A 20,896-nucleotide genomic window follows, 5' to 3' on the forward strand; every position below is an offset into this window, starting at 1 on the left:
TCGCTCGGGTGGGTCGGTGCGGGGGTCAAGGCGCGAGGGCGGGCAGCGGCAGTCCCGCGGCCTCGGCGATGGCGCCGTCCGCGATGAGTCGTGCCGCGGCCTCGAGGTCCGGCGCGAGGAAGCGGTCCTCGCCCAGCGTCGCGACATCCCGGCGCAGCCGCGCCAGCACGCGGCGCAGCGGCGCGGAGGTCTCGAGCGGGGCGCGGAACTCGATCCCCTGCGCGGCGCAGAGCAGCTCGACGCCGAGGATCCGCTGGAGGTTGCGCAGCATCGGCCCGAGGCGCCGCGCGCCATGGGCGGCCATGCTGACGTGATCCTCCTGGTTGGCGGAGGTGGGCGTGGAATCGGTCACGCAGGGTGTGGCGAGGTGCTTGTTCTCGCTCATCAGCGCCGCAGTCGTCACCTCGGCGATCATGAAGCCGGAGTTCAGCCCGGGATCGGGCGTGAGGAAGGGCGGCAGGTCGAAGCTGAGCGTCGGGTCCACCATCAGCGCGACGCGCCGCTGCGCGATGGCGCCGATCTCGGAGACGGCGAGCGCGATCATGTCCGCCGCGAAGCCCACGGGCTCGGCATGGAAGTTGCCGCCCGAGACGATCAGACCGGCCTCCGTCAGCACCAGCGGGTTGTCGGTCGCGGCATTCGCCTCGATCTCCAGCGTACGCGCGGCCTGGCGCAGCACGTCCATCGCCGCGCCCGTCACCTGAGGCTGGCAACGGATGCAGTAGGGATCCTGCACGCGGCTGTCGCCCTCGCGATGGCTCTCGCGGATGGCCGAGCCGTCGAGCAGCGCGCGGAGCGCGGCGGCGGCCTCGATCTGCCCGGCATGGCCGCGCAGCGCGTGGATCTCGGGCTGCAGCGGCGCGGTCGAGCCCATGATGGCGTCGGTGGACAGCGCCGAGACCACCAGCGCCGCGCGCGCCGCCGCCCAGGCATCGAACAGCCCGGCCAGCGCGAAGGCGGTCGAGAACTGCGTGCCGTTGATGAAGGCGAGCCCTTCCTTGGGCCCGAGCGGGATGGGCGCGAGGCCGGCCGCGGCCAGCGCCTCAGCGCCGGGCAGGATGCGGCCCTGGTACTCGGCTTCGCCCGCGCCGATCAGCACGGCGGTCATGTGCGCGAGCGGCGCGAGGTCGCCCGAGGCGCCGACCGAGCCCTGCGCCGGCACCACGGGCGTGACGCCGCGTGCCAGCATCTCCTGCAGCAGTTCGATCAGCGCCCAGCGTACGCCGGAGGCGCCACGCCCGAGCGAGACGAGTTTCAGCACCATCATCAGCCGCGTGTGGCGGCGCGAGACCGCCTCGCCCACGCCGCAGCAATGCGAGAGGATGAGGTTGCGCTGGAGCGTCGCCGTGTCCCGCGGCGCGATCTTGAGGCTGGCGAGCTTGCCGAAGCCGGTGTTCACGCCATAGACAGCGGCGCTGCCGGCGGCGGCCTCGGCGACGCGCGCGGCGGCGGCCTCGACCGCAGGCCGCGCATCGGGCGAGAGCACGGCCGGCGCCTCCGTGCGCCAGATGCGTTCGAGCTGCGCGAGCGTGACCGCGCCGGGGACGAGGATCTCAGGCGTCACGGCGGCCTCCGAAGAAGCGCGCATGCAAAGGCGTGGCGCCGATGCGGTAGGCGAGTTCCGCCGGGTGCGCCGCGTCCCACACCGCGAGGTCGGCCCGAAAGCCCGGCGCGATGCGGCCGCAATCCGCAAGGCCCAGCGCCTTCGCCGCGTGCCGCGTGGCGCCGGCCAGGGCTTCCTCGGGCGTCATGCGGAACAGGGTGCAGGCCATGTTCATCGCCAGCGTGAGCGAGGTCATGGGCGAGGAGCCGGGGTTGCAGTCCGTCGCGACAGCCATCGGCACGCCATGGCGGCGCAGCAGCGCGATCGGCGGCGGCTGCGTCTCGCGCAGCGTGTAGAAGGCGCCGGGCAGGATGACCGCCACCGTGCCGGCTTCGGCCATGGCACGGACGCCGGCCTCGTCCAGGTATTCGAGGTGATCGGCCGACAGCGCGCCATGGCGCGCGGCGAGCGCCGCGCCATGCAGGTTCGAGAGCTGCTCGGCATGCAGCTTGACCGGCAGGCCGAGGACGCGCGCCTCGGCGAAGACGCGCGCGATCTGCGCGGGGCTGAAGGCGATGCCTTCGCAGAAGCCGTCCACCGCATCCACCAGCCCTTCGGCATGGGCGGCGCGCAGCGCGGGCAGCGCGACCTCGGTGATGTAGTCGTCATGCCGGCCGGCATACTCGGGCGGCAGGGCATGGGCGCCGAGGAAGCTCGTGACGATCCGCACGCGCCGCTGCTCAGCGATGCGGCGCGCGGCGCGCAGCATGCGCAGCTCCGTCGCGATGTCGAGGCCGTAGCCGGACTTCACCTCGATCACCGCCACGCCTTCGGCCAGCATCGCGTCCACGCGCGGCAGCGCGGCGGCGAGCAGCGCCTCCTCGCTCGCCTCGCGCGTGGCGCGGACGGTGGAGAGGATGCCGCCGCCGGCACGCGCGACCTCCTCATAGGTGGCGCCGTTCAGCCGCATCTCGAACTCGCGGGCGCGGTCGCCGGCGAAGACGAGATGCGTGTGGCAGTCGATCAGCCCCGGCGTGACGAGCCGGCCGCCGAGGTCGAGGCGCTCGCCCGGCGTGGCGGGCATCGCGCCTTCGGGGCCGGCCCAGAGGATGCGTTCGCCCTCGATGACCACCGCGCCGCCTTCGACGAGGCCGTAGCCCTCCGTCATGGTGGCCAGCGTGGCGTTGTGGAGGATGGTCGTCATAGGGGCCTTGTTTTGTCTGACGGTTCGTGTTTTATGTCTGCACATAATAACCTGTCAAGGCGAAACCATCCATGCAGCGGATCTGGGCGGAACAGGCTCTGCTCCCCGAGGGCTGGCGGGACGGCGTGCTGGTCGAGACTCGCGCGGATGGGCGGATCGCCGCCGTCGCCCACGGCCAGCCGGCCGACGCGGCGCTGCGCGTCGGCGCCCTGGTGCCCGCGCCGGCCAACAGCCATTCGCACGCCTTCCAGCGCGCCATGGCCGGGCTGACGGAACGGCGCGGGCCCGATCCTTCGGACAGTTTCTGGACCTGGCGGCGGCTGATGTACCGCTTCCTCGAGGCGATCACGCCCGAGCAGGCCGAGGCCATCGCCGCCTTCGTGCAGATGGAAATGCTGGAAGCGGGCTTCGCGACGAATGTCGAGTTCCACTACCTCCATCACCAGCCCGACGGCACGCCCTATGCCGAGCTCGCCGAGATGTCCGCGCGCATCGTCGCCGCAGCGCGGGAGAGCGGGATCGGCCTGACGCTGCTGCCCGTCGCCTATCGCTTCGGCGGCTGCGACAGGCGGCCGCTCGGTGCGGGGCAGCGGCGCTTCGGCAACGACCCCGAGCGCTTCGCGCGCCTCGTGGAAGGCGCGGGAAGCGCCATGGCGGCGCTGCCGGCGGATGCCGTGCTCGGCGTCGCGCCGCATTCGCTGCGCGCGGTGGCGCCCGAGGACCTGCCCGGCCTCGCGGCACTGCGGCCCGAGGCGCCGATCCACATGCATGTCGCGGAGACGATCGGCGAGGTGGAGGAGGTGCGCGGCGCGCTCGGCGCGCGGCCGGTCGAATGGGTGCTGGAGCATGTCAGGCCCTCGCCGCGCTGGTCCCTGATCCATCTGACGCAGATGCAGCCGCACGAGACGGTGGCGCTGGCGCGCAGCGGCGTCGTCGCGGGGCTCTGCCCGCTGACCGAGGCGAGCCTCGGCGACGGCATCTTCGACGGCCTGCGCTGGATGGAGGCGGGCGGCGCGATCTCGCTCGGGTCGGACAGCAACATCCGCATCTCGCTCGCCGAGGAGATGCGGCAACTCGACACCACGCAGCGCCTGCGCGACCACAGCCGCGCCGCGCTGGCCACGGAGGAGCGCTCGACCGGGCGCAGGCTGCTCGAGGCCGCGGCGGCGGGCGGGGCGCGCGCGGCGGGGCGCGGCAGCGGGCGGATCGAGCCGGGCGCTTGGGCGGACCTGCTGGCGCTCGACACCGCGCATGTGGATCTCGAGGGGCTGCGCGGCGATGCGATCCTCGATGCCTTCGCCTTCTCGGGCGACAACGGCATGGTCGCGGAGGTCTGGGCGGCCGGGCGGCATGTGGTGCGGGGCGGGCGGCACATCCGCCGCGATGCCATCACCGCCGCCTACCGGCGCGCGGTGCGGCCGCTGCGCCAGGCGCTCTGAAACGCGGCGGCCGAAGCTTCGGCCCTCGTCCGACGCTATCTGCCCGTGGTTTCGCGCGCGGCCGGCCCACCCCCGCGCGCAAGGAAGGCTGGCGATATGCTTGACCTCCCGCCCGCTGCCATGACCGCCTTCAATAGCGCGCGGTCATGCGATGGCCGCGGTGATGGACGAGGCGCACGAAGGTCACGGCGCGGCCGTTCCAGCGCGTGCAGCGCTCGATCTGCAGGAGCGGATCGCCGGGCGCGCAGGCGAGATGCGCGGCGAGGCCGGCATCGGCCGCGGTGGCGGAGATGCTGATCTCGGCCTCCGTGAAGGGGACATGCGCCACGAGCCATTCATTCGGCCCGGAGGCGGAGAAATCGGCATCGCGCGCCTGCGGCAGCACCGCGAGGTTGATCCAGCGGTCCTCGTGCTGGTAGGGCGCGGCATCGGCGAAATGCAGGCAGACGACGTGGCGCACCTTCGCCCCCGCCGGCAGGCCCATGCGCGCGCGCACCCAGTCCGGCGCGCGACCCACCTCGGATTGCACGAGCGCATAGCGGTAGGCCGCGCCCTGGTCCTCGATCTCGCGCCGCACCAGCGGGATGTCGAAACGCGCCTGGCGCAGCGGCGCGAGGCGCACGCGGGAGCCGGCCTTGCGCTTGCGCTCGATGATGCCGTCCTCGGCGAGTTCGCGCATGGCGCGGTTCACCGTCGCGCGGGCCGAGCCGTAGGCCTCGGCGAGTTCCCGCTCGGCCGGAATGGGGCTGCCGGGCTTCCACTCGCCGCGGGTGATCCTGCCGAGGATGTCCGCCTTGATCTCGCGATAGGTGGCCGTCACGTCCCGTCCCTGGCTGCCCCGTGATCCTCCCGCCGATGAGCCGGGCCACGGCGCGGGGCGGCGGGCGCGGGGCGCGGCGCCACCGCCGCGCCAGACATGGACATATCGGGCCAAAAGTCCAGACAAAAGGCTGGCCAGGGGGTGCGATTCCAGCGCCCGAAACACCGGGCTGTGCCCGGCGGATACCGCTCTGACCGGTGACCGCCGGGTATCAGTGCCTCACCGCACGCGCTGCCTCCGCATAGCCCACGCGCCGCTCCGGCGGCACGGGGTGCCGCCCGGCCACGCGTTCGAGCAGCATGCGCGCATCCTCCTCGGCGCCCGCCTTCATCGCCGCGTCGAGGAAGAGCTGTTCCAGCACGTCCTGCTGCGCGTGGCTGCCGCCCATGCGGTGCATCACGCCGATCGCGGGACGCATGGCCGCGACCGCCCCGGCATGGTCGCCGCGGGCATGGGCGAGCACGGCCTCGCAGACCGGAATGGCGGCATCGCGCAGGATGGGGGCGACGGTGCCGGGCCGCCGCGCCGCGTCGCGCATGGCGTCCAGCATGCGGGATGCCGCCTGGAAGCGGCCGGTGGCGGCGAGCGCCATCATCCAATGCGGCAGGGTGAAGGCGGAGAGGCAGTCGCCGATGCGCGCCTCGGCCTTGTCGGCGAGTTCCACCCAGCGGTCGCCGACATCCACGCCGTGGCGCGCAAGGCGGAACAGCATGGAGGCCGCGTTCTGCACGTCGATGTAGAGATCAGGCACGGCCTGGGTCAGCGGGCTCGCGAGGTTGCGGAAGCCGCGGTCGTAGAGCGCCAGCACCTCCTCGTGCTCGCCGCGTTCGAGGTGGTACATGGCGCGGTGCCACCACAGGTGGTGCAGCAGGTTGGAGCCGCCGTCCCAGTGCGGCTCCAGCGCCTTGAGCCAGGCGATGCCCTCGCCACGGCGGCCCTGCATCTCCAGGATGTGCGCAACGCCGTGCGTGGCCCAAAGATCGGCGGGGTCGAGGGCGACGGCGGCGCGGCCGGATTCCTCCGCCACCTGGTAGTTGCCGCATTCCTCGTTCGCGAAGCAGCGGCACGCGAGGATGCTGCCAAATCCGGGAATGGCCGCCGACCAGCGCGGCGCCACGGCATCCACCGCGCGCAGCATCTGCCCCGCGCGGCCGAGCCAGAAGGCGCAGAAATGGTGCAGGCGGAAGGCGAGGATGTCGTGCGGGTGGTCGGCCATGATGGCCTCCCAGGCCGAGAGGGCGGCGTCGAGCTCGCCCTCGGCCCAGGCGGCGAGCGCGGCGGCGTGGGCGCCTTCGCGCGCCGTGCCGGCCAGGCGCGCGGCCTGCGCGGCGGCATCGCGCGCGCGCGGCACCGTGCCCTGGTTGAAGGCCAGCATGGCGAAGGCGCCCTTGAGCACCTGCGCCATCGGCATCTCCGCATCCGCTTCGAGCAGCGCGTTCAGGCGCAGGCCGGCATCGGCGCGGTAGCGCAGATAGCCCTCGATCACATGGTCATAGGCGCGGGCGACCGCGTCCGAGGCGGCGGTGATGACAAGGCCCTGGGCGTCGGTGGTCACGGGTGTCCTCCTCCCTCGCCCCGTTCGCGCGGGGGCCGGCTTCAGCTTCCGGTGGAGCCGAAGCCGCCGGCCCCGCGCGCCGTCGCGGGCAGCTCGGCGACCTCGCGCCAGGCGGCGCGGATGACGGGGGCGATGACGGCCTGGGCGATGCGCATGCCGCGCTCGACGGTGAAGGGCGCATCGCCGGCATTGAGCAGGATCACGCCGACCTCGCCGCGATAATCCTCGTCGATGGTGCCGGGGCTGTTGGGCAGCACGATCCCGTTCTTCAGCGCGAGGCCGGAACGCGGGCGGACCTGCATCTCGTAGCCCGCCGGAAGGGCGATGCAGAGGCCGGTCGGCACCAGCATCCGCCCGCCGGGCGGGATGGTGACGGGCGACATCACAGCGGCGAGCAGATCCATCCCCGCCGCGCCCTCGGTGGCGTAGGCGGGCAGCGGCAGGCCCTCGGCATGGGGCAGGCGCACCACCTCGATCACCGGGTTCGTCATGCCAGCGCCTCCGCGATGCGCGCGGCGAGGCGGCGCGCGACCTCCTCCTTCGCCATGCGCGGCCAGTCCTCGACGCCGGCCGCCGTCACGAGGTGGACGGCGTTCTCCGCGCCGCCCATCACGTCGCCCGAGACGTCGTTGGCCACGATCCAGTCGCAGCCCTTCTTCGCGCGCTTGGCGAGGGCGTTGGCGACCACCGCCTCGGTCTCCGCCGCGAAGCCGACGACGAGGCGCGGGCGGCGCGGCCCGGGTGCGGCGAGCGTCGCCAGGATGTCCGGGTTGAGCGCGAGATCGAGCGGCGGCGGCACCTCGCCCGGCACCTTCTTCATTTTCTGGTCGGCCGCGCGCGCGGTGCGCCAGTCCGCCACCGCGGCGGCGCAGATCGCGGCATCGGCGGGCAGAGCGGCCTCGCAGGCGGCGAGCATGTCGCGGGCGGATTCCACGCGCGCGACCGTCACCCCCGGCGGGTCGGGCTGCGCGACAGGGCCGCTGACGAGCGTGACGCGCGCGCCGAGGGCGGCGAGCGCGGCGGCGATGGCGTGCCCCTGCCGGCCGCTGCTGCGGTTGGCGATGTAGCGCACCGGGTCGATCGCCTCATGCGTCGGCCCGCTGGTCACGAGGACATGCCTGCCCGCGAGCGGGCCGGCGGCGAGCGCGGCATGAATGGCGGCACGCAGGCGATCCGGTTCCATCAGCCGGCCGGGGCCACTCTCGGGCTCGGCCATCGGCCCTTCCTCGGGGCCGGCGAGGATGACACCGCGCGCGGTGAGCGCCGCGACATTCGCCCGCGTCGCGGGGTGTTCCCACATCGCCGGGTTCATCGCCGGCGCGACGAGCACCTTGGCGCGCGTGGCGAGCAGCACGCAGGTGGCGAGGTCATCGGCGAGGCCATGGGCCATCTTCGCGATCAGGTCGGCCGAGGCCGGCGCGACGACCACAAGGTCGGGCCAGCGGGCGAGGCGGATATGGCCGATCTCGGCCTCCGCCGCCCAGAGGTCGTCATGCACGCGCGCGCCGGTGATGGCGGCGAGCGCCTCCTTCGTCACGAAGCGCGCGCCGCCGGCGGTGAGGATGGAAGCCACCTCGGCGCCGTCCTTGCGGAGCAGGCGCGCGAGTTCCAGCGCCTTGTAGGCGGCGACGGAACCGGAGACGATGAGCAGGATCCTACGGCCGGCGAGCATGGGACGGACCCTAGCCCGGCGCGGCGAGGCAGGCGAGGGGCGGACGATGGCGCCAGCGGCGGAGATGGTGACGGCGCGGTGGTGGCTGCGGGCGGAAGGCATGGCGCTGATGATCTTGGCGGTCGGCGCCTACGCGGGCCTGGGCGGCAACTGGTGGGCCTTCGCGCTGCTGTTCCTGGCGCCTGACCTGACCATGCTGGGCTATCTGCGCGATGCGAGGCTGGGGGCGGCGCTCTACAACGCCGGGCACAGCACGATCGGCCCGCTGGCGCTCGCCGCGGCGGGCTGGGCATGGTGGCCGACGGCGCTGCCGCTCGCGTTGATCTGGCTGGCGCATATCGGCTTTGACCGCGCCCTGGGCTACGGGCTGAAGTCCCCTGTGGGATTCGGTGTCACCCATCTCGGCCGGGTCGGCCGGCGGGCCGAAGCCTCGGGTTGAGGCGCGCGCCGCGGCCTGGCTGGCAGACATGCGCCCACGGTCAGGGCGGCACGGGGCCGCGCGCGCGACGGTCCGGCGCGGAAGATGCCGGCCTCCGCCACCGTTACGCCAGCAGCCGGGGGGGGTTCGCTTCGCCCCGGCCCGCCTCTCACAGCCGCCAGCCCGTATGGATCGCCACGATCCCGCCTGACAGGTTGCGGTACTCCACCCGCTCCATCCCCGCCTTGCGCATCATCCCCGCCAGCGTCTCCTGGTCGGGGAACATGCGGATGCTCTCGGCCAGGTATTCGTAGGATTCGCGGTCCTTCGCCACGCGCTCGCCGATGGCGGGCAGGGCCTTGAACGACCAGGCATCGTAGAGTGGCACGAGCGCCGAGACCTCGAGGCGCGAGAATTCGAGGCAGTGGAAGCGCCCGCCGGGGCGCAGCACGCGGCGCACCTCGCGCAGCACGGCGTCCTTGTCGGTGCAGTTGCGCAGGCCGAAGGCGATGGAAACCTTCTCCACGCTGCGGTCGGGCAGCGGGATGCGCTCCGCGTCCACCACCATGAAGTCGAGGCCGGCCGCGAGGCCGCGGTCCAGCGCGCGCTTCCGCGCCACCTCCAGCATGGCGGGATTGATGTCGGTGAGGATGACGCGGCCGGCGCCGCGTTCCTTCGCGAGGAAGGCGATGTCGCCGGTGCCGCCGGCGAGGTCGAGCAGCGTCTCGCGCGGCGAACAGCCGATCGCGTTGACGAAGATGCGCTTCCAGACGCGATGGATGCCGAGCGACATCAGGTCGTTCATCACGTCGTAGCGCGGCGCCACGCTTTCGAAGACCTGGCGCACCAGCCCGGCCTTCTCGGCGCGGGGGACGGTGCGGAAGCCGAAATCGGCGCTGTCCTGGGGGCTGTCGCTCATCGTGGCGGCACCATAGCGTGGCGGCGGGTAATGCGGGAGGGACCATGCCCGAACTGCCGGAAGTCGAGACGGTGATGCGCGGCCTCGCCGCCGTGCTTCAGGGCCACCGCATCACGGAGGTGGAGGTCCGCCGCCACGACCTGCGCTTCCCCTTCCCGAAGGACTTGGCGCGGCGGATGGAAGGGCGGCGCGTGCTCTCGTTCCGGCGCCGGGCGAAGTACATGCTGATGCGGCTGGAAGGGGGCGAGAGCGTGCTGATCCACCTCGGCATGTCCGGCCGCATGGTGGCGCGCCGCGCGGGGGAGGTGCCGGCGCGGCGCATCGCGCCCCAGGGCGCCGCCTCCGACGCGCGCGGCCACAATGCCCCGCCCGAGGCGCATGAACACCTTGTCATCGTCACGGACCATGGCTGGCGCGTCGGCTTCGTCGATCCCCGCCGCTTCGGCGCCGTGGACCTCGTGCCGACGGCGCAGGAGGACGCGCACCGGCTGCTGCAGGGCCTCGGCCCCGAGCCGCTGGAGGAGGCCTTCACCCCCGCCGTGCTGTCCGCCGCGCTGCGGGGCAAGCGGACGCCGATCAAGGCGGCGCTGCTCGACCAGGGCGTCGTGGCGGGGCTCGGCAACATCTATGTCTGCGAGGCGCTGTTCCGCGCCGGCATCTCTCCGCGGCGGGTGGCGGCGAGCGTCGCCGGGGCGCGGGCGGAACGGCTGGTGCCCGCCATCAAGGCCGTGCTGGCCGAGAGCATCGGCGCGGGCGGCTCCTCGCTGCGCGACTATGTGCGTGCGGACGGGGAGGTCGGACGCTTCCAGGAGAATTTCGCCGTCTATGGGCGGGAGGGCGAGCCCTGCCCCGCCTGCCCTGGCGTGCCGCCCTGCCCGGGCATCCGGCGGATCGTCCAGGCGGGGCGCTCGACCTTCTTCTGCCCGCGGCGGCAGCGTTGAGGGGACACCGCGGCTGGGCTACAGGCAGGACCACCACACGAGGCGAGGAACGCGGCGCATGCCCTACGAGATGATCCTGACCGAGACGCAGGGGCGGGTCGGCCTGATCCGCCTGAACCGCCCGCAGGCGCTGAACGCGCTGTGCGACCAGCTCATGACCGAGCTCGGCCAGGCGCTGCGCGACTACGACGCCGACCCGGCGATCGCCGCGATCGTGGTGACCGGCAGCGAGAAGGCCTTCGCCGCGGGCGCCGACATCAAGGAGATGAAGGACCGCACCTTCCCCGCGGTCTATCTCAACGACTTCATCGGCGAGCGCTGGGAGACGGTGCTCGAGATCCGCAAGCCGGTGATCGCGGCGGTGGCCGGCTTCGCGCTCGGCGGCGGCTGCGAGCTCGCGATGATGTGCGACCTGATCATCGCAGCCGACACGGCGAAGTTCGGCCAGCCCGAGATCAACCTCGGCATCATCCCCGGCGCGGGCGGGTCGCAGCGCCTGACGCGCGCCATCGGCAAGTCCAAGGCGATGGAGATGATCCTGACGGGCCGGATGATGGACGCGGCGGAGGCCGAGCGGTCGAACCTCGTCTGCCGTGTCGTGCCGGCGGCCGACCTGATCGCGGAGGCGGTGAAGATCGGCGAGAAGATCGCGAGCCTCTCGGCACCTTCGGTGGCGATGGCGAAGGAGGCGGTGAACGCCGCCTTCGAGAGCACCCTGACCGAGGGCGTGCGGACCGAGCGGCGGCTGTTCCTCAGCCTCTTCGCGACCGAGGACCAGAAGGAGGGCATGGCGGCCTTCGCGGAGAAGCGGAAGCCCGCCTTCCGCAACCGGTAGCGCGCCTGCGGCCCGCGCGGACGGGCGAAGGGCGCCGCACGGGCCTTCGCCTGAGGGTTGCGGGCGCCGTTCATGGAATTCGCGGCGCCTCGGCGCTTGACGGGCCGAGGCGCGGGGCATTAGAACCCCGGCCTTCGCCGCGGCCGGTTGCCGCCCGCGGCCGACAGAACCAATCGAAGTGAACTGACCGGAAGCCCCATGGCGAACACCGACAGCGCGAGCAAGCGCATCCGCCAGACCGCGAAGCGCACCGCGCGCAACAAGGCGCGCAAGTCGCGCGTGCGGACCTTCGTGCGCAAGGTGGAGGAGGCGATCGCCTCGGGCGACAAGGCCGCGGCGCAGGACGCGTTCCGCGCGGCGCAGCCCGAGCTGCAGCGCGCGGCGACCAAGGGCGTCCTGCATGCCAATACGGTCGCGCGGAAGGTGTCGCGGCTCTCCGCGCGCGTGAAGGCCCTCGGCGCCGCCCAGGGCTGAGCTCCACCGCCGCGCTGGGCGGCGGCTACCGGACATCATCGTATTGCGTCTTCGGACGGCGTGGGGTCGCGCGTTCCTGCGCGGTCTCGTCATGACTTGATCGTCACGTGGTCACGTCGCTTTAGCGGCTTGCGACAGGGGTGCGACGCGCTACTGTTCGGGACGTTGGGGGGTGTTTCCTCTTCCGCAGCGTCGCCTGGTCAGCGGGCACGAATGCCGCCAGGGCCGAAGCGGAAGAGCAAGTGGGGGATGGCGATGGAGAAGCAGGCCGGTACGGATTCCGCGCGCTCCGCAGCGTCCCTCCAGGAATCCTGGGCCCGCATCCGTGGCCGCCTGCGAGACGAGGTCGGCGAGGTCGAATACCGCACCTGGCTGCGGCAGATGACGCTCGCGGGCATCGAGGGCGACGAGGCGATCGTCCATCTCCCCACGCGGTTTCTGCGCGACTGGGTGCGCAGCCACTACGGCGACCGGCTGCGGGCGCTCTGGCAGCAGGAGGTGCCGGCGGTGCGCCGCGTGGATGTGCGCGTCGGGCCGCAGCCGCGCGGCGCGGCGGCCTCCGACGGCGAGGAAGCGGTCAATGGCGCCTCCGCGCCCGCGCAAGGCGGGCTCGCGGAATCCCTTTCGGCGCGCAACGGCGGCGCGCGGAGCGCGGGAGAGGGGCGCGGCGAGTGGTCCGCGCCGCTCGATCCGCGCTTCACCTTCGACACCTTCGTCGTCGGCAAGCCGAACGAGTTCGCCCATGCCTGCGCGCGGCGCGTGGCGGAGAAGCCGGCCCTGCCGGGCTTCAATCCGCTGTTCCTCTACGGCGGCGTCGGGCTGGGCAAGACGCATCTGATGCACGCCGTGGCCTGGGCGATCCGCGACGGCGAGGGCGGGCGCAACGTCGCCTACATGTCGGCCGAGAAGTTCATGTATCGCTTCATCGCGGCGCTGCGCACGCAGTCCACCATGGAGTTCAAGGAATCGCTCCGGTCGGTGGACGTGCTGATGGTGGACGACCTGCAGTTCCTGATCGGCAAGGACAACACGCAGGAGGAGTTCTTCCACACCTTCAACGCGCTGATCGACGCCGGCAAGCAGATCGTGATCAGCGCCGACAAGTCGCCCTCCGACCTCAACGGGCTCGAGGACAGGCTGCGCACGCGGCTCGGCTGCGGGATGGTCGCCGACATCCACGCCACGACCTACGAGCTGCGCCTGTCCATCCTGCAGGCCAAGGCGACGGCGGCGGGCGTGGCGGTGCCCAAGAACGTGGTCGAGTTCCTCGCGCACAAGATCACCTCGAATGTGCGGGAGCTGGAAGGCGCGCTGAACCGGCTGATCGCGCACGCCAACCTGTTCGGCCGGGCGGTGACGCTGGAATCCGCGCAGGAGGTGCTGCACGACCTGCTGCGTGCGCACGACCGGCGCGTGACCATCGAGGAGATCCAGCGCAAGGTCGCCGAGCACTACAACATCCGCCTGACCGACATGAGCAGCGCGCGGCGCGCGCGCAACGTCGCCCGGCCGCGGCAGGTGGCGATGTATCTCGCCAAGCAGCTCACCTCGCGCTCGCTGCCCGAGATCGGGCGGCGCTTCGGCAACCGCGACCACACGACGGTGATGCACGCGGTCTCGCGCATCTCGGAGCTGATGCAGGCCGATGCCGCCTTCGCCGAGGATGTCGAGCTGCTGCGCCGCATGCTCGAAAGCTGAGGCCCGGCGCCGGGCCGCCGGCCGCCCGGGCCGCCCCATGCCGCGGGAATCCGCGGGTTTCCCGGCAGTACTCCCCGCTTTCCCGCCCCGAATCACGCTGATATGGTGCGGCCCCCTCGGCAGGGGCCGTGCGGGCCGATTCGCGGCCCCGGCCGGGCCGCGGGGCTGAGGGGGACACAGGCGGTCCCGCCGCGCCCATGCCGGGCCCGGCAGGGACCGCCCACAGGATCGGGGCGTCGGGCTGCGATGAAGTTCACGGTGGACCGGGCGGTGCTGCTCAAGGCTCTCGCGCATGTGCAGAGCGTGGTCGAGCGCCGCAACACCATCCCCATTCTCGCCAATGTGCTGGTGGATGCGAAGACCGACGGCAGCCTCACGCTGACCGCGACCGACATGGAGATCGCGGTGGTCGAGGAGGTCGCCGGCGTCACGGTCGCGCGCGGCGGGCGGACCACGGCGCCGGCCGGCACGCTCTACGAGATCGTGCGCAAGCTGCCCGAGGGCGCGCGCATCGAGTTCGACCACGGCGGCGGCGACGGGCCGCTCAGCCTGCGCGCGGGGAAGTTCAACACCACGCTCGCGGTGCTGCCGGTGGACGACTTCCCCTCCATGACCGAGGGCAAGCTGCCGACGAAGTTCAGCATCAAGGCCGGCGTGCTGCGCGACCTGATCGACCGCACGCGCTTCGCGATCAGCACCGAGGAGACGCGCTACTACCTCAACGGCATCTACCTGCATGCCGGCGAGGTGGATGGCGCGCCGGTTCTGCGCGCGGTCGCGACCGACGGGCATCGCCTCGCGCGCGTCGAGGAGCCGCTGCCCGAGGGTGCGAAGGGCATGCCCGGCGTGATCGTGCCGCGCAAGACGGTGAACGAGGTGCGCAAGCTCGCGGAGGAGACGCAGGACGAGATCGAGATCCGCCTCTCCGACACCAAGATCCGCTTCGGCTTCGGCACCGTCTCGCTGACCAGCAAGCTGATCGACGGCACCTTCCCCGAATACGAGCGCGTCATCCCGCGCGGCAACGACAAGAAGCTGACCGTACCGAAGGATGCCTTCGAGGCCGCGGTGAACCGCGTCGCCGCGATCAGCAGCGAGCGGTCGCGGCCTGTGAAGCTCTCCATCTCCCGCAACAACCTGCTGCTGACGGCCAACAGCCCGGAGCAGGGCCAGGCGCAGGAGGAGCTGGACTCCGACACGGTGTCCTACGAGAGCAGCCCGCTCGAGATCGGCTTCCAGGCGCGCTACCTGACGGACATCACGGCGCAGATCGGCGCCACGGTGGAGTTCCACTTCGCCGACGGCGCGGCGCCCACCATCGTCAAGGACGAGGCGAAGCCGGAGGCGCTCTACGTGCTGATGCCGATGCGGGTGTGATGGTCCCTGCCATAGGGTCCGCGCCCTTTTCGGCATGAGCAAGGGAGGCGGTCAGGCTGCTGATCGGCGTGGCGCCTACGGTGGCCTCCTTGTCCTCGTGATTGCCGCCGGCGCGGTCGTCATCGGCGACTGGCTGTTTGCCGCACATCTTGGAAGCTGGCCGCCGACGATCATCGCACTGCTGTTCTTCGGCCTGGACATCCCTCTGGCGCTGCTCGTCGCGCTCGCGATCCGCGCGCTTCAGCGTCCGAACCTCCTCGGCGTGCTGCTTGCGGCCGCGGTCCCCCTCGTCATGCTCGCCGCCTCGTCCGCCAAGTTCGTCATGCTCGGACGGTCGGCGCTGTTCAGCGATGCGGCACTGCTGCTGGATCTCCGTCGCACGCTCGAACCGCGGCAGGCGCTACTCACCGACCTCACCTTCGGCGTTGTCCTCCTCGCGTTTCTCGCGAACATGAGAATTGACCGGAGCGCCCTGCGCGCCTGGGTGCTTCCCGGACTTGGGCTCGCCGGTCTCGGCGCGGCAATCCTGGTTCTGCCGCATGGCGGACGCTGGGTTGACCGCGGCTTAGGATTGCTGCCTCACCGCGTTTCGGATTTTCCCTTCTACGGCCACTTCGTCACGGCCGCGCAGGATGCTGCCGAGGAACGGGCGATGCGGCGGGCGGTGCTCGACGTGCCGACGGCACCGCTGCTCCGTGACCGGCTGGTGGTGCCCCTCGATGCGCGCAACCTGCACGTCATCGTCGTCGAGAGCCTGATCGATCCGCTCTGGTTGACGGGCTTTTCGTGGCCACCGGAGCCGCTGTCGCCCCTGTTCGGCCGCTGGCGGTCCGATTCGCTCAGCACGGCGGTCGTGCCGGTCTTCGGCAACCGCTCCTCCGACACGGAGTTCGAGGTTCTGTGTGGACTCCCCGCCGCCGGGGGCGCGGCGGGCGTCACCTTCATGCGCATCGGCACGGGGGCGGAGCTGGCTTGCCTGCCACGCCTGCTGGCTGCACGGGGCCATGCTGCGATCTCAATCGTGCCGAGCTCCGGAGCCTTCTTCCGCGCGAGCAACGCTTTCCGAGCGGTAGGATTCGCGCCCGCCCTGTTCGCCGATGATCTTGACATGAGCGACCTGGACGGGATCTGGCTGTCGGCCAGCTCCACGCTGGCTCAGATGCGCCAAGCGATAGGGCGCGTCCGGGCGCGTGAGCCGGCACGGCCCGTCTTTGCCTACACATTCATAAATGCCGGGCACTTTCCCTATGATCGCGACAGGGCCCGCCGCCCGGATCGCATCAGCCCGACACCCGAGGATGCACTCATCCGAGATTGGGCGAACGCCGCGCACTACAACGCCCTCGCCGTCGAAGAGCACGTCGCGACGATCCGCAACGACGATCCCGCGGCGCTCATCGTGATCCTGGGCGACCACAACCCGCCGCTCGGCGCCAACTTTGCCGGCTATCGGCTTGGCGGGCGCATGCCGCCCGCCGGCGTGCGGACAGCCCACAGCGCCTTGCTCCACGAAACGCCACTCCTGGTTCTCGACGGGGATCGCATGGTGGCGGTTGGACGGCTGCCTGCCTGGGGCGTACCGGATCTCATCCTGGATCTGCTGTCAGCCGGTGCGCATTGCCGTCACACAACCTGCCAGCACGGCGCGGCGCTGCGTATCCGGCCGCTCGACGGGGCGGTGCTCGGCTTGGCGACGGATCGAGGTGCGGATTTGACCTGCAGGCGCCAGACCGGCGCTCCCGAAGCCGACGATGCCGCCGCCTGCAGCGCGCTGAGGGAAAAGGCAGCCTCCCTGGCCGCGGGCCTGCTGCGCCTCCTCTCGCCCTGACGCGGCACGCGATGCTCCGCCTCACCCGCCTGCGCCTTACCGACTTCCGCTCCTGGGCTGCGCTCGAGGCGCGCTTCGACGCGCCGGTCGTCGCCATCGCCGGCGAGAACGGCGCGGGCAAGACCAACCTGCTCGAGGCGATCTCGCTGCTCGGGCCCGGCCGCGGCCTGCGCGGGGCGCGGATGGCGGAGCTCGGCCGGCGCGTGGACGGTGTCGCGCGCCCCTGGGCGGTGGCCGGCCGCTTCACGTCGCCGAATGGGGTTTTCGACATCGGCACGGGCTCGGACCCGGAGGGCGCCTCCGAGCGGCGCGCCTTCCGCCTCGACGGGCAGCCGGTGCGCGTGCAGGCCGAACTGGCCGACCGCGTCGCCGCGGTCTGGCTGACGCCGCAGATGGACCGCCTGTTCCAGGAGGGGGCGGCGGGACGCCGGCGCTTCCTCGACCGCCTCGCCTGGGCGCTGGAGCCTGCCCATGCGCGCGACGTCGCCGCGCACGACAATGCGATGGCGCAGCGCAACCGGCTGCTGGCGGAGGGGCGGGCGGAGCCGCGCTGGCTCGCCGCGCTCGAGGATGCGATGGCGCGTCACGCCGTCGCCGCCGCCGCGACGCGGCGGGCGCTGACGCTGCGACTGAACGCGGCGATGGCGGCGGCGGCCACCGGCGGCGCCTTCCCGGCGGCGCGGATGGACCTGCTCTGCCCGATCGCGGCGGCGCTGGCCGACCGGCCGGCCCTGGCGGTCGAGGACGCGCTGCGCGAGGGCCTTGCGGCCGACCGCCGGCGCGATGCCGCGGCCGGGGGGGCGGCGCGCGGCGCCCACCGGGCCGACATGACGCTCGTGCACCTGCCCAAGGACCAGCCCGCGGAATTGTGCTCGACCGGGGAGCAGAAGGCGCTGCTGGTCTCGGTGGTCCTGGCCCATGCGGCGCTGATCGCCTATGCGCGCGGATTCGCCCCGCTGCTGCTGCTGGACGAGGTCGCCGCGCATCTCGACCAGGCGCGGCGGGAGGCGCTGTTCGCCGCCCTCGCCGCGCTGCCGGCGCAGAGCTTCCTGACCGGCACGGAGGCCGAGGTTTTCCGCCCGCTCGCGGGCATCGCGGCGATGTTCCGCGCGGCGGACGGAAAGCTCATCCCCGAAGGCGAAACCGGGTCGCGCTGAGGGCCGGAAAAGCCTATATTCAGGGCTCCTTTCCGCCCCCCTCCAGACAGGAGTGAGCGCGCCGCATGAGCGAGCCCGCGCGTCCCGAATCCGACGCCTACGACAGCGCCTCCATCACCGTCCTGCGCGGCCTCGAGGCCGTGCGGAAGCGGCCCGGCATGTATATCGGCGACACCGACGACGGCTCGGGCCTGCATCACATGGCCTTCGAGATCATCGACAACGCCGTGGACGAGGCGCAGGCCGGCTATGCCACCGCCTGCCACGTCACGCTGAACGGCGACGGCAGCGTCACCGTGCGCGACGACGGGCGCGGCATCCCGGTGGACATCCATCCGGAGGAGGGCGTGAGCGCGGCCGAGGTGGTGCTCACGCGGCTGCATGCCGGCGGCAAGTTCAACCAGAATTCCTACAAGGTCTCGGGCGGTCTGCACGGCGTCGGCGCCGCGGTGGTCAACGCGCTCTCCGAATGGATGGAGGTGCGCATCTGGCGCGACGGCCGGGAGCATTTCCTGCGCTTCGAGCACGGCGAGACGGTCCAGCCCTGCACGGTGGTCGGCCCCTCCGACCACCCGACCGGGACCGAGGTGACGTTCAAGCCCTCGGCCCTGACCTTCACGCGCACGGAGTTCGACTTCGCCGTGCTGGAACGCCGCCTGCGCGAACTGGCCTTCCTGAACTCGGGGCTGCGCATCACGCTGCGCGACGAGCGCCATGCCGAGGTGCAGGAGACCGTGTTCCACTTCGACGGCGGCCTCATCGCCTTCGTCGAGTGGCTCGACAAGGGCAAGACGCCGCTCTTCGCCCAGCCGATCAGCGTCGTGCCGAAGGAGCAGGACGGAATCCGCGTGGAACTGGCGCTGCGCTGGACGGATTCCTACCACGAGACGATGCTCTGCTTCACCAACAACATCCCGCAGCGCGATGGCGGCACGCATCTCGCGGGCTTCCGGCAGGCGTTGACGCGCGTGCTCGGCAAGGTGGCCGAGGGCCTGGCGAAGAAGGACAAGGTGGCCCTCGCCGGGGAGGACATGCGCGAGGGGCTGACCGCCGTCCTGTCCGTCAAGGTGCCGGACCCGAAGTTCAGCAGCCAGACGAAGGAGAAGCTCGTCTCCTCGGAAGTGCAGCCGGTGGTGCATGCCGCCGTGGCCGACGCGCTGACCCACTGGTTCGAGACGCATCCGAAGGAGGCGAAGGACGTCGTCGGCAAGATCCTCGATGCGGCCGCGGCGCGCGAGGCGGCGCGCAAGGCGCGCGAGCTGACGCGGCGCAAGGGCGTCCTCGACGTCTCCTCCCTGCCCGGCAAGCTCGCCGATTGCCAGGAGCGCGACCCGGCGAAGTCGGAGCTGTTCATCGTCGAGGGCGATTCGGCCGGCGGGTCCGCCAAGCAGGGACGCGACCGCGCCTTCCAGGCCATCCTGCCGCTCAAGGGCAAGATCCTGAATGTCGAGCGCGCGCGTTTCGACCGCATGCTCTCCAGCGCCGAGATCGGCACGCTGATCACCGCGCTCGGCACCGGCATCGGCCGCGGCGATGCCAGCGAGGGCGGCTTCGACATCGGCAAGCTGCGCTACCACCGCATCGTCATCATGACCGACGCGGATGTGGACGGCTCGCACATCCGCACGCTGCTGCTGACCTTCTTCTTCCGCCAGATGCCCGAGCTGATCGCGCGCGGGCATCTCTACATCGCCCAGCCGCCGCTCTACCGCGCCAAGCGCGGCAACGAGGAGCGCTACCTCAAGGACGACCGCGCGCTGGAGGACTTCCTGATCGAGAAGGCCCTCGCGGGGGCCTCGCTGCGCTTCGCCGACGAGCGGCTGCTGAGCGGCGAGGCGCTGCGGGCGGAGCAGGAGTTCCTTCGCCAGGCCTCGGCGCGCATCCGCCGTCTCTCCGGCCAGGTGCCGGACGCGATCGTTGAGCAGGCCGCAGTCGTGGGCGCGCTGACGCTCGAAGCCGATCGCGCCACGGCGGCGGCGCAGGCGCTCGCGGCGCGCCTCAATGCGCTGGCGCCGGTGAATGAACGCGGCTGGGTGGCGAGCACCGGCGAAGGCGGCCTGACGCTCGCGCGAACCGTGCGCGGCGTCGCGGAGCGGCATTCGCTCGATGCCACCGCCTTGCGCAGCACCGAGGCCCGCTGGCTCGACGAGCGCCGCGAAAGGCTTGCCCGCGATTTCGGCGCCGCGCCCGCCATCCTGGTGCTGGGCAGCAGCGAGTTCCATGCGCATGGCCCGCTACAGGCCTTCGAGCGGCTGATCGCCGAGGGGCGCAAGGGCCTCGCCATCCAGCGCTTCAAGGGGCTTGGCGAGATGAACCCAGACCAGCTCTGGAAGACGACGCTCGACCCTGCGGCGCGCACGCTGCTCAAGGTCCGCATCGAGGATGTGGAGGATGCCGAGCAGGTCTTCTCCACGCTGATGGGCGACCTTGTCGAGCCGCGGCGCGAGTTCATCGTGGGCAATGCGCAGAAGGTTGCGAACCTGGACGTGTGAGGCGGGGTGGTCCCTCGCGCGCGATGGGGATCAGGGGCTGACTGCCACGGTCGTCGGCCAGGCAGCCGACCCGACGCTGGCGAAGGTCTGACCGTGGCCAGCGCGATCCCTGGGGCACGAGGCGGGGAGGCGGAGACCGCCGCTGAGGGTCTTTCCGGGGTTGCTGGAGGCTGACCCGATGGGCCTTGCGCCGTTGTGGCGCTCGGCAAGAGCCGTCGCAGAACAGCAACGTGCCCAGCCGCTCGCCGCCTGGCGCAGGGAAGGCCGAGGCACCGCTCCGGACGGGAAGGCCTCGTGGCACAGCGCCTGCGGCCGCCCCCCAGCCACAGCATGCTGAAACCGTGGGGCAACATGGTGCCGGCACGCGGATTTGAACCGCGGACCTACTGATTACGAATCAGTTGCTCTACCGCTGAGCTATGCCGGCCCCTGCCGCCGCGCCGCTGCGCGCGCTTGGGCGGCGCCTTCTAGCCGCAGGGCGGCCGCGCCGCAACCCGGCAGCGCATTCCCGGCCGCAGGAGCGC

The 20,896-nt window shown here is 72.0% G+C and carries 17 protein-coding genes and 1 tRNA gene; 10 read left to right on the top strand and 8 right to left on the bottom strand.

What is annotated here, in order from left to right; genetic code table 11:
- Positions 1-25 precede the first annotated feature (25 nt).
- Positions 26-1,564 carry a histidine ammonia-lyase gene (hutH, locus tag FHS88_RS00600; protein WP_338146314.1) on the bottom strand — a complete coding sequence of 513 codons (1,539 nt, stop codon included), beginning with the start codon at positions 1,562-1,564 and terminating at the stop codon, positions 26-28.
- On the bottom strand, positions 1,554-2,747 hold the full coding sequence (hutI, locus tag FHS88_RS00605) for an imidazolonepropionase (RefSeq protein WP_184480267.1): 1,194 nt from the start codon (positions 2,745-2,747) through the stop codon (positions 1,554-1,556). The genes hutH and hutI overlap by 11 nt, the downstream gene beginning before the upstream one ends.
- Before the next feature lie 71 nt (positions 2,748-2,818).
- Here hutI and FHS88_RS00610 point away from each other — a divergent pair, with 71 nt between their 5' ends.
- Positions 2,819-4,186 carry a formimidoylglutamate deiminase gene (locus FHS88_RS00610; RefSeq protein WP_184480270.1) on the top strand — a complete coding sequence of 456 codons (1,368 nt, stop codon included), beginning with the start codon at positions 2,819-2,821 and terminating at the stop codon, positions 4,184-4,186.
- A gap of 130 nt (positions 4,187-4,316) precedes the next feature.
- Here FHS88_RS00610 and FHS88_RS00615 read toward each other — a convergent pair whose 3' ends face one another.
- The 4 genes from FHS88_RS00615 to coaBC form a co-directional block, all read right to left on the bottom strand.
- Positions 4,317-5,006 (bottom strand): UTRA domain-containing protein, encoded by a 690-nt coding sequence (locus FHS88_RS00615; RefSeq protein ID WP_184480272.1) that lies wholly within the window; start codon positions 5,004-5,006, stop codon positions 4,317-4,319.
- A gap of 211 nt (positions 5,007-5,217) precedes the next feature.
- The gene (locus FHS88_RS00620) at positions 5,218-6,561 is read right to left on the bottom strand and encodes a tetratricopeptide repeat protein (RefSeq protein ID WP_184480274.1); all 1,344 of its coding nucleotides are present in this window, start codon (positions 6,559-6,561) and stop codon (positions 5,218-5,220) included.
- A gap of 41 nt (positions 6,562-6,602) precedes the next feature.
- On the bottom strand, positions 6,603-7,052 hold the full coding sequence (gene dut, locus FHS88_RS00625) for a dUTP diphosphatase (RefSeq protein WP_184480276.1): 450 nt from the start codon (positions 7,050-7,052) through the stop codon (positions 6,603-6,605).
- The gene (gene coaBC / locus FHS88_RS00630; RefSeq protein ID WP_184480278.1) at positions 7,049-8,233 is read right to left on the bottom strand and encodes a bifunctional phosphopantothenoylcysteine decarboxylase/phosphopantothenate--cysteine ligase CoaBC; all 1,185 of its coding nucleotides are present in this window, start codon (positions 8,231-8,233) and stop codon (positions 7,049-7,051) included. The genes dut and coaBC overlap by 4 nt, the downstream gene beginning before the upstream one ends.
- A 46-nt stretch (positions 8,234-8,279) precedes the next feature.
- Between coaBC and FHS88_RS00635 the strand changes: the two genes are divergently transcribed.
- The gene (locus FHS88_RS00635; RefSeq protein ID WP_184480280.1) at positions 8,280-8,672 is read left to right on the top strand and encodes a DUF4260 domain-containing protein; all 393 of its coding nucleotides are present in this window, start codon (positions 8,280-8,282) and stop codon (positions 8,670-8,672) included.
- A gap of 148 nt (positions 8,673-8,820) precedes the next feature.
- Here the strand turns inward: FHS88_RS00635 and FHS88_RS00640 are convergent, their stop codons facing one another.
- Positions 8,821-9,570, bottom strand: coding sequence for a class I SAM-dependent methyltransferase (locus FHS88_RS00640; protein WP_184480282.1), 750 nt, complete (start codon positions 9,568-9,570; stop codon positions 8,821-8,823).
- A 44-nt stretch (positions 9,571-9,614) separates the two neighbouring features.
- Between FHS88_RS00640 and mutM the strand changes: the two genes are divergently transcribed.
- The 8 genes from mutM to gyrB all read left to right on the top strand — a co-directional run bounded on the left by mutM (position 9,615) and on the right by gyrB (position 20,372).
- Positions 9,615-10,511 carry a bifunctional DNA-formamidopyrimidine glycosylase/DNA-(apurinic or apyrimidinic site) lyase gene (gene mutM / locus FHS88_RS00645; RefSeq protein ID WP_184480284.1) on the top strand — a complete coding sequence of 299 codons (897 nt, stop codon included), beginning with the start codon at positions 9,615-9,617 and terminating at the stop codon, positions 10,509-10,511.
- 58 nt (positions 10,512-10,569) lie between these two features.
- Positions 10,570-11,346 (top strand): enoyl-CoA hydratase, encoded by a 777-nt coding sequence (locus FHS88_RS00650; RefSeq protein WP_184480286.1) that lies wholly within the window; start codon positions 10,570-10,572, stop codon positions 11,344-11,346.
- Between the two features lie 198 nt (positions 11,347-11,544).
- Positions 11,545-11,820 (top strand): 30S ribosomal protein S20, encoded by a 276-nt coding sequence (rpsT, locus tag FHS88_RS00655; RefSeq protein WP_184480288.1) that lies wholly within the window; start codon positions 11,545-11,547, stop codon positions 11,818-11,820.
- Between the two features lie 255 nt (positions 11,821-12,075).
- Positions 12,076-13,518, top strand: a complete 1,443-nt coding sequence (dnaA, locus tag FHS88_RS00660) for a chromosomal replication initiator protein DnaA (protein ID WP_246419268.1) — start codon at positions 12,076-12,078, stop codon at positions 13,516-13,518.
- A 246-nt stretch (positions 13,519-13,764) separates the two neighbouring features.
- A complete protein-coding gene (gene dnaN, locus FHS88_RS00665) occupies positions 13,765-14,895 on the top strand; it encodes a DNA polymerase III subunit beta (RefSeq protein ID WP_184480292.1) in 1,131 nt (376 codons plus the stop codon).
- Between the two features lie 34 nt (positions 14,896-14,929).
- The gene (locus FHS88_RS00670; RefSeq protein WP_184480294.1) at positions 14,930-16,723 is read left to right on the top strand and encodes a sulfatase-like hydrolase/transferase; all 1,794 of its coding nucleotides are present in this window, start codon (positions 14,930-14,932) and stop codon (positions 16,721-16,723) included.
- 11 nt (positions 16,724-16,734) lie between these two features.
- Positions 16,735-17,880: a DNA replication/repair protein RecF gene (recF, locus tag FHS88_RS00675; protein WP_184480296.1), complete on the top strand. Its 1,146-nt coding sequence runs from the start codon at positions 16,735-16,737 to the stop codon at positions 17,878-17,880.
- A 65-nt stretch (positions 17,881-17,945) separates the two neighbouring features.
- The gene (gene gyrB / locus FHS88_RS00680) at positions 17,946-20,372 is read left to right on the top strand and encodes a DNA topoisomerase (ATP-hydrolyzing) subunit B (RefSeq protein WP_184480298.1); all 2,427 of its coding nucleotides are present in this window, start codon (positions 17,946-17,948) and stop codon (positions 20,370-20,372) included.
- Between the two features lie 352 nt (positions 20,373-20,724).
- On the opposite strand, the gene FHS88_RS00685 is transcribed toward gyrB, so the two are convergent.
- A tRNA-Thr gene (locus FHS88_RS00685) sits at positions 20,725-20,799 on the bottom strand.
- Positions 20,800-20,896: the final 97 nt, after the last annotated feature.

This window comes from Neoroseomonas alkaliterrae (assembly GCF_014199195.1).
Taxonomy (GTDB): Bacteria; Pseudomonadota; Alphaproteobacteria; order Acetobacterales; family Acetobacteraceae; genus Neoroseomonas; species Neoroseomonas alkaliterrae.

What these genes read in the sequence shown, in the direction of transcription:
- hutI (WP_184480267.1), bottom strand. Translation starts at nt 2,747, where the DNA reads ATGACGACCATCCTCCACAACGCCACGCTGGCCACCATGACGGAGGGC.
- FHS88_RS00610 (WP_184480270.1), top strand. Translation starts at nt 2,819, where the DNA reads ATGCAGCGGATCTGGGCGGAACAGGCTCTGCTCCCCGAGGGCTGGCGG.
- dut (WP_184480276.1), bottom strand. Translation starts at nt 7,052, where the DNA reads ATGACGAACCCGGTGATCGAGGTGGTGCGCCTGCCCCATGCCGAGGGC.
- coaBC (WP_184480278.1), bottom strand. Translation starts at nt 8,233, where the DNA reads ATGCTCGCCGGCCGTAGGATCCTGCTCATCGTCTCCGGTTCCGTCGCC.
- FHS88_RS00635 (WP_184480280.1), top strand. Translation starts at nt 8,280, where the DNA reads ATGGCGCCAGCGGCGGAGATGGTGACGGCGCGGTGGTGGCTGCGGGCG.
- FHS88_RS00640 (WP_184480282.1), bottom strand. Translation starts at nt 9,570, where the DNA reads ATGAGCGACAGCCCCCAGGACAGCGCCGATTTCGGCTTCCGCACCGTC.
- mutM (WP_184480284.1), top strand. Translation starts at nt 9,615, where the DNA reads ATGCCCGAACTGCCGGAAGTCGAGACGGTGATGCGCGGCCTCGCCGCC.
- FHS88_RS00650 (WP_184480286.1), top strand. Translation starts at nt 10,570, where the DNA reads ATGCCCTACGAGATGATCCTGACCGAGACGCAGGGGCGGGTCGGCCTG.
- rpsT (WP_184480288.1), top strand. Translation starts at nt 11,545, where the DNA reads ATGGCGAACACCGACAGCGCGAGCAAGCGCATCCGCCAGACCGCGAAG.
- dnaA (WP_246419268.1), top strand. Translation starts at nt 12,076, where the DNA reads ATGGAGAAGCAGGCCGGTACGGATTCCGCGCGCTCCGCAGCGTCCCTC.
- dnaN (WP_184480292.1), top strand. Translation starts at nt 13,765, where the DNA reads ATGAAGTTCACGGTGGACCGGGCGGTGCTGCTCAAGGCTCTCGCGCAT.
- FHS88_RS00670 (WP_184480294.1), top strand. Translation starts at nt 14,930, where the DNA reads ATGAGCAAGGGAGGCGGTCAGGCTGCTGATCGGCGTGGCGCCTACGGT.
- recF (WP_184480296.1), top strand. Translation starts at nt 16,735, where the DNA reads ATGCTCCGCCTCACCCGCCTGCGCCTTACCGACTTCCGCTCCTGGGCT.
- gyrB (WP_184480298.1), top strand. Translation starts at nt 17,946, where the DNA reads ATGAGCGAGCCCGCGCGTCCCGAATCCGACGCCTACGACAGCGCCTCC.